Below are 12,669 nucleotides of genomic sequence, written 5' to 3' on the forward strand. Positions count from 1 at the left end.
CCGTACTGAGACGGCGGCCTGAAAGCCGTACCGAGACGGCGGCCGGCGAGCGGTCAGACCAGGGTGCGGTGCCAGGCGACGGCGGCGTGGTCGGTCAGGGACGCGACCTGGTCGATGATCACGCGGAGGCGGGCGGGATCGTCGGGGGCCTGCTTCCAGAGGGGGGCGAAGACCGGGTCGAGGCCGTCGGGGGCCCGCTCGGACAGGGCCGCCACGAGATCCTTGAGGATGGTGCGCTGGCGTCCGTACCAGTCCTCGGCGGCGCGGAGGCGCATCACGTAGCGCAACGCCATGCCTTTGAGCAGGGCGCACTGGTTACGGACGGTGCGCGGGACGATGAGGTCGGCCTCGTAACGGCGCATCCGCTCGGAGCCGTGCCGGCTGATCGTGGCGCCGACCGCCGAGGCGACGAACCGGCCGGTCAGTACGCTGGTCATCCGCTTCAGGGCGATCTGGCTGCCGAACGTGCCGTCATGGTCGGCCGCCGCGGTCACCACCGGGTCGGCCAGCAGCAGGTCGAGGGAGCCGGCCAGCTCGGCCGGCGGGGACGAGGAGTAGACCTCGGCAACGTCGGTGACCAGGGCGGCCCGCTCGTCGGCGTCGTCGAGCAGGTGGCGCAGCGTGATATAGCCGCCGTGTACGCCGTCCTCCACGTCGTGGACCGAGTAGGCCACGTCGTCGGCCCAGTCCATCACCTGGGCCTCGAGGCAACGGCGCTCGCCACCGGGGCCGCCCTGGCGGATCCACTCGAAAACCGGCACGTCATCGGCGTACACCCCGAATTTGTGGTTTCCGGGTTGGCGTAGCCAGGGGTATTTGCTGGTGGCATCGAGCGAGGCCCGGGTCAGGTTGAGGCCGGCGCCGGGGACCTTGGCCTCGAGCCGGGTCAGCACCCGCAGCGTCTGCGCGTTGCCCTCGAAGCCGCCGCAGGCCTGGGCGACCTCGTCGAGCGCCTTCTCACCGTTGTGGCCGAAGGGTGGATGGCCGAGGTCGTGCGCGAGGCCCGCGGTGTCGACCACGTCGGGGTCGCAGCCCAGGCGGGCGCCCATCTCGCGGGAGATCTGGGCGACTTCGAGGGAATGGGTCAGCCGGGTACGCAAAAAGTCGTCCGACCCGGCCGTGTGCACCTGGGTCTTGGTGGCGAGCCGGCGGAACCCGGCCGAGTGCAGCACGCGAGCGCGGTCACGCTCGAACTGGGTGCGACCGTACCCGCTGTCTTTCGCCGGCTCCGGCGCCCAGCGCTCGCCATCCATGCGATCAGCCTAAGCGCCGGGCGTGACATGCCGACTGAATAGTTGTGGGACTCAAGCTGACCATCGTGGCCCGGTTGTTGCTGATGACGATCGCCGGTGTCGTCGCCGCCTTCCTGGTCGCCGGGGCCGCCACCTGGGGATCGAACGGGCAGGCGGCGGCCGCGCGGCAGATCACCCGGGTCAGCGACGCGATGAGCCATCAGTGGAACGCGGACATGATGCACGACGGTCTGCGGGCCGATGTGATGACGGCGATGTACACCGGGACGGATTCGGCGGCCGGCGAGGCGGACGAGCATGCCACCACGATGCTGACGAACTTCGACGCGGCGGCCGCCGGCGCCCCGGCGTCCCTGCGCGCGGAATACGCACGGGTCCGTCCGGCCGTGGTCACCTACGGCGATACCGCCCGGCAGATCGCGGCCGGCGACAAGGCGCAGCTGGACGGCTTCCTGACCCAGTTCGAGGCCCTGGAGAAGGATCTGGGTGCGATCGACGACGCGATGCTGACCGCGGTCGGGGAGGCGGGCGTGGACGGCCGGCGGTCGGCGACCAAGGCGGCCTGGTTCGTGGTCGGTGGCACGGCCGCCGGCGTGGTACTCAACGTGCTGGCGGCGTTGCTGACCATCCGGGCGATCCGCCGGCCGATGCGCCGGATGCTGGAGGCACTACGGGCGATGGCGCAGCGTGACCTGACAGTCCGGGCCGAAGTCACGCAACGTGACGAGTTCGGGGAGATGGCCGAGGCGCTGAACGAGGCGGTGGGCGCGGTCCGTACAACGGTCGCGGCGACCGCGGACAGCGTGGCCGCCCTGACCGCGGCCAGCGGTGACCTGCGCGGCCTGGCCGGGAAACTGGACGGGTCGGCCGAGCAGACGTCGGCGCATGCCCGCAACGCCGACGCGGCCGCCCGTCAGGTGTCGGTGGCGGTGACCGACATGACCACGGCGACCGGTGAGCTGGCCGAGTCGATCCGGGAGATCGCCCGGCAGACGTCGGACGCGGCGGTGACCACGTCCCGGGCGACCGAGAACGCCACCGAGACGGCGGCGGCGGTGGCTGCGCTGAGCGCGGCCAGCGGCGAGGTGGGCGACATCGTCAAGCTGATCACCCAGATCGCCGAGCAGACCAACCTGCTGGCCCTGAACGCGACGATCGAGGCGGCCCGGGCCGGTGACGCGGGCAAGGGCTTCGCGGTGGTGGCCACCGAGGTGAAGGACCTGGCCCAGGAGACCGCGCAGGCGACCAGCGACATCACCGCCAAGATCGGGGCGATTCAGGAGATGACCGAGCGTACGGCCACCGCCATCGCCACCATCACCGAGATCATCGAGCACATCGACGACGGGCAGCGGACCATCGCGGCGGCGGTCGAGCAGCAGTCGGCGACCACCGAGCTGATGACCGGCAACGTCGGTCACGTGTCGGCGGCGGCGGAGGAGATCAGCGGCACGGTCGCGCACATCACCCGCTCGTCCGAGTCGACCGCCGAGGACGCCAACACCACCCGCACGTCGGCCGAGCGGGTCAGCTCGGCCGCCGGTGAGCTGGAGGGCCTGATCGGCCAGTTCCGTTACTGAGCGTCCTTCTTGGGGGACGACAGCACGCAGAACTCGTTGCCCTCGGGGTCGGCCAGCACCACCCAGCCGACGTTGCTCTGCCCGATGTCCACCGGCCGGGCGCCCATGTCGACCAGCCGCTCCACTTCGGACTCCTGGTCCTCCGGGCGCAGGTCGATGTGCAGCCGGTTCTTCACCGTCTTGGCATCCGGCACCGGAGTGAAGAGCAGACCGGGAAGTTCGTCGGGGGTACGCCGGATCTCCACTTCCTCCGGCGCCTCGTGCACGATCCGATAGCCCAGCGCCTCGGCCCACCACCGGGCCAGCCGAGCCGGGTCCTCCGAGTCGACCACGATCTGTTCCCACCGAACGCCCATAGATCCCCCTGCAGCCCTGTCGAAGGTGGCGATCATGTTACGCGCCATCACCGGCCGGGTTACGCGCGGAACAACGCACCGGCGGTCCGGCGACGAGTCTCGATGGCCGAACACGATGCCTTCGGCCTTCGAAACACCGTTTACCCAAGGAGCCGACGTGGATTCCGTGTCCCTGCGGCGCGTCCTGCACCAGCTCGCCCGGGCCGGCCGGTCCGGCGCCCTGTACGTCGGTGGCTCGCCCGGCGGGGTGCTGTTCCTCCTCGCCGGCCAGATCGTGCACGCCGAGTCGCCGGCCTGCCCCGGCGTCGGGGCGCGGCTGGTGTCGTCGGGCCGGCTGGCCGCCGGGGCGTGGCGGGCCGCGTACGCCGAAGGAAGCCTCGACTGCCGGGTCGGGCCGATCCTGATCCGGGACGGGCACCTGGGCCGGAACGAGCTCGCCGGCCGCGTGGCGTCGGCCGTCCGGGAGGCGACCCGGGCGGTGCTGCGCAGTGACGGCGCGACCGTGCGGTTCGTCGATGGCGAGCGGCACTGGCTGGGCATCATCCCCGCGGATCCCGGGCCGCGGCAACGGATCCGGGCCGCGGTCGGCCAGGCTTCGTGAAACCGGCCGAACAGGACGCACACGGGGTGCGACTTCACGTCTCACGGTGCCCGCAGGATGGCCCACGGTGACGGCGACGGCGAGGCTGCCGGACCGTCATCGGAGGAACGGACACAACGCTGAGGAGAGACGTGCCCGGCGTGGAGCACTGCCTGCAGGAGGCCATGGCGATCCCCGGCGCGGTCGGGGCGAGCATCGTCGACTACACCACCGGGTTCCCGGTCGCCACCACCGGGGCCGCACCCAACTCCGACCATGAGGCCGCGGCAGCCGGAACGGCCGACGTGGTCCAGGCCGCGACGAGCCGATCCCTGTTCGTCTCGGCGGTCCCGCACGACCTGCTGGAAGACCTGATCATCACCACCGCGGGCGGGTACCACCTGCTGCGGCTGGTACGGACCGACTTCGACAGCCGCCTGGTGCTGTACGTGTGGCTGGACCGGATCCACGGCAACCTCGCGGTGGCCCGGCGGCGCATGCAGACCCTGGCGGCGGAGCTCGTCGCCACCTGACCCGTACATCCTCGGCCGGAAGGATAGACGTGAGCCCCACCAGGACCGCGGCTCCCGGGCGCTTGCTCACGCAGGTCGCGGGTGAGCGGCAGACCGGAGCGCTGGTGGTCGACGGCCACCCCGGCGGTTCTCCAGGGGGTGCCGTCTACCTGCACGACGGCGCGGTGGTCTACGCCGAGTCGCCGGCCGCGCCCGGGGTCGGTGAGCTGCTGACCGCGTCCGGGCGGCTGGCCGGGCGCACCTGGCAGGCGGCGCTGGACGCGGGTACGGCCGGCGCGCGGGTCGGCCGGCTGCTGCTCGACCAGGGCCATCTGACCCAGGGCGAGCTGGAGTTGTGCGTGCTCGGGGCGATCTACGACGCCGCGTACTTCGCGCTCGCCCCGGCCAGCGCACCGGTCGAGTTCCGGGCCGGCGCCGGGCACTGGCTGGGCACGGTGGTGCGGGTCGAGGCCGCGGCGGTCAACCGGGAGGCGCGGCGGCGGGCCCGGCTGCTGGACGAGATCTACCCGCACGGCAAGGTCGACGCGGCGCCGGTCATCCCGGTGCCGCGGGCGCCCCGGGAGCGGGTCACGCTCACCGCCCTGCAGTGGGAGCTGCTGGTGCACGCGGACGGCCAGCGCACGCCGGCCGATCTGGCCCAGCTGCTCGGCCGGGCCGGCTACGCGACCATCCAGGAGCTGCGGAGACTGGCCGCGCTGGGCCTGATCGAACGGCCTGTTCAAACCGACAAGACCGAGGGGGTACGCCTGCCACGTGCGCGTGGCAGCGCACCGGCGACGCCGGCCACCCGGCCGGTGGTAACGCTGGACGACCCGCCACTGTCTCCCGCGGTGGTGACCCGGCAACGCACCGCCACGGCGATCGAGGAACCCCCGTACACGGGTGATCCGGTGACCAACGGCACCGTCTATCGCCCACCGCGCCTGGCCCGCCGGAAACCCGGCGCCAAGCTCCCCAAGGACCTCGCCGGCGAACCCCCTCCGGAGCCCGCCGGAGCCGACGAGGTCCTGCTGAAACGCATCCGGACCGCATTGCGGGCACTGCGGTGACGCGCGCACCACCGAACGAGAGAGGAGGCCGAGGATGGTGAATCCGGCAGTGCTCGACGAGCTCGGCAATCTTCGGAACAGGCTGCCGGAACTGACCGGAAGCGTGCTCGCCACCACGGACGGGATGGTGGTCGCGCACGACGCCCAGGGCATCGAGGCGGACAGTCTGGCCGCGCTGGCGGCCGCCCATCTGGCGCTGGCCCGCCGCTTCGCGCACGCCGTCGACCATGGCGAGCTGCGCGAGTCGGTGGTGCAGTGCGACGGCGGATACATCACCTCGTACGCCGCCGGCCCCGACGCCCTGCTCACGGTCGTGACCACCGGCAACGCGAACCTGGCGATGGTCCACCTGGAGGCCCGCCGCAGCGTCCGGCGGCTGGTCGCGCTGCTCACCCTGGACGTCGTCCGGCCCGCCCGGCCGGACATCCCGCACCAGCCCGGACCGTCGGCGCCGCTGGCCCGGCGTACCCCGATGGCCACCCTGCCCACCAGCATCCGGCACCGGCAAGCCGCCGGCTGACCCCTTAGCAAGACGGAGGAAATTCCCATGCCCGACATGGACACCGCACTCAAAGAGATCATGGACATCGACGGCGCGATCGGCGTCGCCCTCGTGGACCACACCAGCGGCATGGCCCTGGGCACCGCGGGCGGCGGCAAGGAGCTCGACCTGACGGTCGCGGCCGCGGGCAACACCGACGTCGTACGGGCCAAGCTCCGCGCGATGGAGATGCTCAACCTGACCGAGAAGATCGAGGACATCCTGATCACCCTCGACACGCAATACCACCTGATCCGGCCGCTGACCAGCCGCTCCGGCAAGGGCCTGTTCCTCTACGTGGCGCTGCGCCGGGACCGGTCCAACCTGGCCATGGCCCGGCACCAGCTCAAGCGGATCGAAGCCGATCTCGACGTCTGACCGGCGGGGAGGGGACCGGCCCTCCCCGCTTCCTTTTGGTTGAGTGCTGTATGGTGCCGCGCCGCGCCGTGCCGCCTTGTCCCTCCCGTCCCGGCCTCCGCGCCGTCAGGTGAGCTTGGCGCGGTCGGCGGCTTCGCGGCCGGAGTGCCAGCCCTCGTCGCTGTCGACGCGGAAACCTCGGGCGCGGACGGTTTTCGGGAAGGCGCGGTCCATCGTTTCGCGGACCTGGGCGTCGCGGGAGGCCAGGACCGGGAGGACGTTGGTGCCGGCCTCGACCGCCGCGGCGGCGGTTACCGACTCCAGGCGTTCGCCGATGCGGACGGCGTAGGAGATCAGGAAGGAGCGGCGGAACGCCTTGATCCGCGCCTTGCCGGTGCGGGGTTCGGCCGCGATCATCGCCCGGTGGCTCTGCACCAGCAACGATGTGTAGACCAGCTCGGCGGCGGCCAGGTCGGCGTCGAAGCCGAAGACCGTGCTGAAGCCCAGCTCGGGCGACCACACGGTGTGGCAGCGGTTGGCCCGGGCGACCGCGTCGAGCAGCGACGCCTTCTCACTCTCGTAGGGATGGTCGACACCGATCCGCCGCGCGAACGGAACCACCTCGGCGACGTCGGCCGCGGCGAGGGCGGCGTCCAGGCTGTAGCGGGCGATCAGCTCCTGGGCCTTCGCCGTGTAGCTCTCGGCCTCGGCCGGGAACGCCGTCGCCTCCGCCTTGGCGAGCAGCGCCCGAACCCGGTTCAGCAGCCGCGGGTCGGCGTCCCCGGCCGGCCGCGCCGCAACCGTCCCCGGCGGTGGGATCAGCACCTCGATCGCCGGAAGGCTCCGCAACGTACGTAACATATCCAGCGCCGAGTCGAGCAGCGCGACCCGATCGACCCGCCATCGCGTCGCCGCCGCCCGCAGGTGATCGTCCGACCCGGACCACCACACTTCGGCCCCCAGCTCACGCGCCTGCTCCGACCACCGCGAATCGACCACCCGCTCCGGCCCACCCCGGCCACGAGCCTGATCCGACCGACGCCCACCGCTCCCCTGGTCCGACCGACGCCCACCGCTCCCCTGGTCCGACCGACGCCCACCGCTCGCCTGATCCGACCGACGCGCACCACCCGCCTGATCCGACGGGCTTGGGCTGGTGGGCTGGACCGACGCCAGCCGGGCCGCGAGCGCGTCGACGACCAGCCGGGCCTGGTGCGGGTCACCGCGCCGGGCGACCACCCGGTGCAGTTCGGCCGGCTGCCAGCCGTGGTCGGTGAGCCGCGCGACCGTGTCGGCGATCGTGGTCCACAGGGCGGCGTCCACCTCGGTCACCGGGCCGACGGTGAGCAGGTCGAGCCCGGCCTCGTACCCGATGGACCCGCCGAGAATCGCGGCCACCGTCTCGCGTGCCGGGCTCAGCGTCGTCTCCACTCCGCAGGACCACCGTGCCGCCCAGAGCTACCACTCAGACCAGCGGTGGTAGGTCGCCGATCGTCCACCGTCGTGGTCCGAAGCCTGCTCATCCGCCGCTGTTCTCCATCTCGGCGCCCTCAGGCACCGAGTCGTCGTCGCGGCTGTCCAGCCAGCCGTAGGGCAGCGACACCTTGCCCGGCGCGTTCACCCGGCCGCGGGGCTGGCCGAGGGACTCGCGCGGGAACGGCTCGGACGGGTCGAGCCGGCCCAGCAGGTCGTCGAGCTCGGCCAGCGACGAGATCATGGCCAGGCTGCGGCGCAGGTCGCCGCCGATCGGGAAGCCCTTCAAATACCAGGCCACGTGCTTGCGGAAGTCGGCGCAACCGTGCTTCTCGTCCTCCAGCGCCTCGACGAGGAGCGCGGCGTGCCGCGCCATGATCTTCGCGACCTCGCCCAGCGACGGCAGCGTCGGGGCAGGCGCGGCCAGACCACGCACGCCGGCACCAAAAGGCTCGCCCGACGAAGCAGCAAAATCGGCCCGGCCGAAAGCAGCCCCGCCCGAAGCCGCCAAATCGGCCCGGCCGAAAGCAGCCCCGCCCGAAGCCGCCAAATCGGCCCGGCCGAAAGCAGCCCCGCCCGAAGCCGCCAAGTCGGCCCGCCCCAAAGCGGCCGAGTCGGCCCGCCCCAGACCGGCCGAGTCGGCCCGCCCCAGACCGGCCTCACCCGACGCAGCGGGAAGAGCAGCCGGGGCCGACGCGGTAAAGGCGGCCTCGAGGTCGGCGAACAACCACGGACGGCCCAGGCAACCACGGCCGACGACCACCCCGTCACAGCCGGTCTGCTCGACCATGCGGAGGGCGTCGCTCGCCTCCCAGATGTCGCCGTTGCCGAGGACCGGGACATCAAGCGCCTGCTTCAGGGTGGCGATCGCCTCCCAGTCGGCCTTGCCGGAATAGCGCTGCTCGGCGGTGCGGGCGTGCAGGGCGACGGCGGCCACCCCGGCGTCCTGGGCGATCAGGCCGGCTTCCACGTACGTCAGATGGTTGTCGTCGATGCCCTTGCGCATTTTGATCGTGAGCGGGATGCCGGCGGGAGCGGCCGCCTCGACCGCCTGCTTGACGATCCGGCCGAAGAGTTTGCGCCGCCACGGCAGCGCGGAACCGCCGCCGCGCCGGGTGACCTTGGGCACGGGGCAGCCGAAGTTCAGGTCGATGTGGTCGGCCAGGCCCTCGTCGGCGATCATCCGCACGGCGGCCGCGGTGACGTCGGGGTCGACGCCGTAGAGCTGCAGGCTGCGGAACGACTCGTCCTCGGCGAACGCGATCATCTTCAGCGTCTTGGGGATCCGCTCGACCAGCGCGCGCGTGGTGATCATCTCGCACACGTACACCCCGCCGCCCTGCTCGCGGCAGAGCCGGCGGAAGGCGACGTTGGTGATGCCCGCCATCGGCGCCAGCACCACCGGCGGCGTCACGGCATGCGTGCCCAGCTCGAGCGTCATGAGCGCGGCCGCCCCACGAGACACGGCCGGCCGGGGCGGCAGCCGCGAGGATGGCGGGACAACGAGTGCTCGGTCACCGTTCAAGGTTGCCACGTGGCTGTGGAAGGGTGTCAGTGTGGTCCCTCGCAAACTCGTGGCTGTTTTCCACACCCCGACGTCGGAGTTCATGCTGCGGTTGGCGGTGGAGCTGGGCTTCCACTCGATCCTGGTCGAGCCCGACCCGGCGCAGGTCCCGCCGGTCGCCCGCCCGCACGGTGACCAGCTGGTTCACGACCTGGCCGCGGCCGGCCTGGACGAGCACACCGACGTGATCCTGACCGACCACCACCGGCCCGAGATCGGCCAGTTGCTCAAGGAGGCGCTGGCCGCGCGTACCCGCTGGATCGGGATCCTCGGCAACCCCCACCACGAGGGCCCGCACGTGGCCCTGCTGCGCGATCTGGGCGTACCGGATGGGGAGATCGCCCGCGTACACCGCCCGGCCGGCCTCAACATCGGCAGCAGGACCCCACCCGAGATCGCTGTGGCGATCCTGGCCGGCCTGATCGCCGACCGCAACGGCCGCCCCGGCGGCTTCGAGTTCAGCCCCGAGAACGGGACCTGAGCGGCGCCAGGGCGGAGCCCCAGGTCACAACGTCGTCCAGGACCGCACTGAGCGCGCCGGCATGACGGTCGGACGGGCGGAGATCGGGCCCCTCGAAGTCGGTGAAGACGTTGAAGGCGACCTGCGGCCCCACGTCGGCCACCCGCAGCGCCCCCAGCACCAGGCGGAGCTGCTCGGCCGCGCGGATGCCGCCCTCGACACCGTACGAGACCACACCGGCCGACTTCGAGTTCCATTCGGCGTACACCCGGTCCAGGGCGTTTTTCAAAGTCCCGGGCATCGCGTGGTTGTACTCGGGCGTGACGAAGACGTAGCCGTCGAAGCGCGCCACCGTGGCGGCCCACGCCCGGGTGTGGTCGAGCGTGTAGCGGCCGAGCGCGGGCGGGAACGGCTCGTCGACCGCCGGCAGGTGGTGCTCGGCCAGGTCGACCAGCTCGAAGGTCGCGTCGTCGCGGGTCGTGGCCTGGTCGAGCACCCAGCGCGCGACCGCCTCGCCCCTGCGGCCGGGCCGGGTGCTGGCCAGGATCACCGCGATCGCGGTCACGCGCCCTCCCCGGAGGCGAAGAACGCGACCAGCCCGTGCGGCGCGGACGGGCCGAGGACCGCGTCCAGCCCCATCGCCGCCTCCCGGGCCGACTGCTCGCTGCGCGAGAACATTTCTTCCTCGTACGCGGCCAGCGCTGCCGCCACGTCATCCGGGTGCGCGACGATCGCCTCGCCCAGACGCGCCCCGTCGAGCAGCGCCAGGTTGGCCCCCTCCCCCGCGAACGGCGACATCAGATGGGCCGCGTCCCCCAACAATGTGACGCCGGGCACGGGATCCCACCGGTGCCCGATCGGCAGCGCGTGGATGGTCCGCGGGGTCAGCGGGCCGTCCCCCTCGGCGATCAGCGCGAGCAGTTCCGGCGCCCAGCCGGCGAACTCGTCGATCAGCAGCTTCTTGGCGCCGGCCGGGTCGGTGAAGTCGATGTCTTCGATCCATCCCGCCGGCTTGGTCAGCGCGGCGTAGATGTGCAGGCTGCCGTCGGGCTCGCGGTGAGCGAGAAAGCCTTGCCCCCGGTCGACGGCGAAGAGCATTCCCCCGCCCACGACGCGGGCCGGGCCCGGGTGCCGGGTGTCGGCTTCGTGGTGGTCGATCTCCACGAACGAGATGCCGGTGTACGCGGGGGAAGCACCGGAAACCAGCGGCCGCACCCGCGACCAGGCGCCGTCCGCGCCGACCAGCAGCTCAGACGTGGTGCGAGTGCCATCCGCGAACGAGACCTCGTGCTTCCCGCCGCCGAGCGCCCGCACCCCCGTGACCTTCATGCCCCACCGGATGGTGCCGTCGGGCAGCGATTCGAGCAGGATCCGCCGCAGCTCGCCCCGGTCCACCTCGGGCCGCCCGCCGGTCTCGTCGTCGCTTTCGCTGAACAGCAGCGTGTTGTCCCGGTCGAGGACCCGGACGGCCTGACCGCCCCGGTGGATGATCGCTTCGAACTCGGCCATCAGCCCCGCCGCGCGCAGCCCGACCTGCCCGTTCTCCTCGTGAATGTCGAGCATGCCGCCCTGCGTCCGGGCCGCCGCCGAGGCGTCCGCCTCATAGATCTCGGCGGCGATCCCGTGCCGCTGAAGCACCCGCGCGAGCGCGAGCCCACTCAGCCCCGCCCCCACAATCGTGACCTTCTCCATGACTACCTCCTGACGAATACGTTCGTAACGAACACGTTCGAAACGGCCAACCAAAAGCCAGTGATTCCCTGGCGTTACCGCCCCCAGACCCCACCAACGGCCAACACATCCAGCGGTAACCCGGGGCGTTACCCGCCCCCGGACCCCACCAATGGCCAAACCCAACCAGCGGTGGCCCTGGGCGGTATCCGGGCCCCGAACGCCGCCCAGGGCTACCACTTCTAGCTATGGAGCCGACTCGATGCCGCGCAGTAGAACCTCGAAGGACCACCGCATCCGTTCCCCGCCGGTGCCGGAGAACAACTCGTCCCGCACCCGGTCGAGGTGCGGATAATCCGACGCCGAAGCCGACGCGGCCACGGTGGCCAGTGTGTCGAACTCGTCCGCCCCCGTCACCGACTCGTCCCTGGTCCCGTGCTCGGCCGCCGTGGCCACCGCGTGCGCGACCAGCACATCGACCCCCCAGGCGGCCGCCCGCGGCGACGCCCCGCCTTCGAGCAGCAGCCCGAGCACGGTGTCGACCAGCCGCAGGTAGCGCGGCCCGTGCGGCATCAGCACGAGCAACGATCGGGCCAGACTCGGATAGCCGAACAGCAATTCGGCGAACCGGCTCAACAGGTCGATGAGCCGGTCCCGCCAATCCGCCGGCGCCCCCAGCGTCTCCGACTCCACGAAGAGCTCGGCCAGCAACTCGTCAAGCAGCGCGCCGTGCAGCTCAGCGGTATTCCGCACATACACGTAAAGCGACGCCGGCCCGGTGTCGAGCTCACTCGCGAGCCGCCGCATGGTGACCCGCTCCAGCCCTTCTTCCCGCATGATCCGAAAGGCCAGCCCGACCACCCCGTCGCGACTGAGCGCCGGCTTGGCCGGCCGTTCCCGCCGGCTGACCGGCTCCCGTCGAGGACTCACGAACACGATCGTAACGAACGCGTTCGCCCCCCGCAAGCCTCACCCTCAATTCCCCCGCACACCCCAAGCCCCCGCGCCGCCTGAGTAGCCGCGCCCGTGGGTGGGACGCCTGCGGGTGGGACGCCTGCGCGGTGCGCCAGTAGAGCACCTCGCGACCGGCACGGCCGTGGGACGCCCGCGGGTGGAACCGCCACCTAACCCGCCGCCATCTTCCTAACCCGCCGCCATCTTCGCGTCACCCTCGCCACTCAGTACGCAAACCAAGCGCGAGCGCGCGACAAGCTCCCCACCCACCCACGCCGGCGCAACCGCAACCAAAGTC

General features: G+C 71.9%; 14 protein-coding genes. 7 read left to right on the forward strand and 7 right to left on the reverse strand.

Features of this window, described 5'->3' with window-relative positions:
- Window positions 1-53: 53 nt before the first annotated feature.
- Entirely contained in the window at window positions 54-1,253 is a 1,200-nt protein-coding gene (locus tag ACGFIO_RS35165; protein ID WP_392833288.1) for a deoxyguanosinetriphosphate triphosphohydrolase, read from the reverse strand.
- 44 nt (window positions 1,254-1,297) lie between these two features.
- Here ACGFIO_RS35165 and ACGFIO_RS35170 point away from each other — a divergent pair, with 44 nt between their 5' ends.
- Entirely contained in the window at window positions 1,298-2,833 is a 1,536-nt protein-coding gene (locus ACGFIO_RS35170; RefSeq protein ID WP_392833291.1) for a methyl-accepting chemotaxis protein, read from the forward strand.
- Here ACGFIO_RS35170 and ACGFIO_RS35175 read toward each other — a convergent pair.
- Window positions 2,827-3,189, reverse strand: a complete 363-nt coding sequence (locus ACGFIO_RS35175; protein ID WP_392833294.1) for a VOC family protein — start codon at window positions 3,187-3,189, stop codon at window positions 2,827-2,829. The genes ACGFIO_RS35170 and ACGFIO_RS35175 overlap by 7 nt on opposite strands.
- Before the next feature lie 157 nt (window positions 3,190-3,346).
- Between ACGFIO_RS35175 and ACGFIO_RS35180 the strand changes: the two genes are divergently transcribed.
- The 5 genes from ACGFIO_RS35180 to ACGFIO_RS35200 all read left to right on the forward strand — a co-directional run bounded on the left by ACGFIO_RS35180 (window position 3,347) and on the right by ACGFIO_RS35200 (window position 6,270).
- Window positions 3,347-3,790 carry a DUF4388 domain-containing protein gene (locus ACGFIO_RS35180; protein WP_392833296.1) on the forward strand — a complete coding sequence of 148 codons (444 nt, stop codon included), beginning with the start codon at window positions 3,347-3,349 and terminating at the stop codon, window positions 3,788-3,790.
- A 131-nt stretch (window positions 3,791-3,921) separates the two neighbouring features.
- A complete protein-coding gene (locus tag ACGFIO_RS35185; RefSeq protein WP_392833298.1) occupies window positions 3,922-4,302 on the forward strand; it encodes a hypothetical protein in 381 nt (126 codons plus the stop codon).
- A 29-nt stretch (window positions 4,303-4,331) separates the two neighbouring features.
- The gene (locus ACGFIO_RS35190; RefSeq protein ID WP_392833300.1) at window positions 4,332-5,351 is read left to right on the forward strand and encodes a MarR family transcriptional regulator; all 1,020 of its coding nucleotides are present in this window, start codon (window positions 4,332-4,334) and stop codon (window positions 5,349-5,351) included.
- Window positions 5,352-5,385: 34 nt separating this feature from the next.
- Window positions 5,386-5,871: a roadblock/LC7 domain-containing protein gene (locus ACGFIO_RS35195; protein WP_392833303.1), complete on the forward strand. Its 486-nt coding sequence runs from the start codon at window positions 5,386-5,388 to the stop codon at window positions 5,869-5,871.
- A gap of 27 nt (window positions 5,872-5,898) precedes the next feature.
- Entirely contained in the window at window positions 5,899-6,270 is a 372-nt protein-coding gene (locus ACGFIO_RS35200; RefSeq protein WP_364320699.1) for a hypothetical protein, read from the forward strand.
- Between the two features lie 105 nt (window positions 6,271-6,375).
- Here the strand turns inward: ACGFIO_RS35200 and ACGFIO_RS35205 are convergent, their stop codons facing one another.
- Window positions 6,376-7,680 (reverse strand): DUF2786 domain-containing protein, encoded by a 1,305-nt coding sequence (locus ACGFIO_RS35205; RefSeq protein WP_392833305.1) that lies wholly within the window; start codon window positions 7,678-7,680, stop codon window positions 6,376-6,378.
- A gap of 88 nt (window positions 7,681-7,768) precedes the next feature.
- A complete protein-coding gene (dusB, locus tag ACGFIO_RS35210) occupies window positions 7,769-9,163 on the reverse strand; it encodes a tRNA dihydrouridine synthase DusB (protein WP_392833308.1) in 1,395 nt (464 codons plus the stop codon).
- Window positions 9,164-9,278: 115 nt separating this feature from the next.
- On the opposite strand from dusB, the gene ACGFIO_RS35215 reads away from it, so the two are divergent.
- Window positions 9,279-9,767, forward strand: coding sequence for an XdhC family protein (locus tag ACGFIO_RS35215; protein WP_392833310.1), 489 nt, complete (start codon window positions 9,279-9,281; stop codon window positions 9,765-9,767).
- Here ACGFIO_RS35215 and ACGFIO_RS35220 read toward each other — a convergent pair.
- The 3 genes from ACGFIO_RS35220 to ACGFIO_RS35230 form a co-directional block, all read right to left on the reverse strand.
- Complete coding sequence (locus tag ACGFIO_RS35220) at window positions 9,745-10,311, reverse strand: NADPH-dependent FMN reductase (protein ID WP_392833312.1); 567 nt, start codon at window positions 10,309-10,311, stop codon at window positions 9,745-9,747. The two genes, ACGFIO_RS35215 and ACGFIO_RS35220, sit on opposite strands and share 23 nt — an antisense overlap.
- Window positions 10,308-11,438, reverse strand: a complete 1,131-nt coding sequence (locus tag ACGFIO_RS35225; protein ID WP_392833315.1) for an FAD-dependent oxidoreductase — start codon at window positions 11,436-11,438, stop codon at window positions 10,308-10,310. Before ACGFIO_RS35225 ends, ACGFIO_RS35220 begins: the two co-directional genes overlap by 4 nt.
- Window positions 11,439-11,663: 225 nt before the next feature.
- Complete coding sequence (locus ACGFIO_RS35230; RefSeq protein ID WP_392833318.1) at window positions 11,664-12,347, reverse strand: TetR/AcrR family transcriptional regulator; 684 nt, start codon at window positions 12,345-12,347, stop codon at window positions 11,664-11,666.
- Between the last annotated feature and the right edge of the window lie 322 nt (window positions 12,348-12,669).

It is taken from the genome of Actinoplanes sp. NPDC049265 (genome assembly GCF_043197135.1).
Lineage (GTDB): Bacteria > Actinomycetota > Actinomycetes > Mycobacteriales > Micromonosporaceae > Actinoplanes.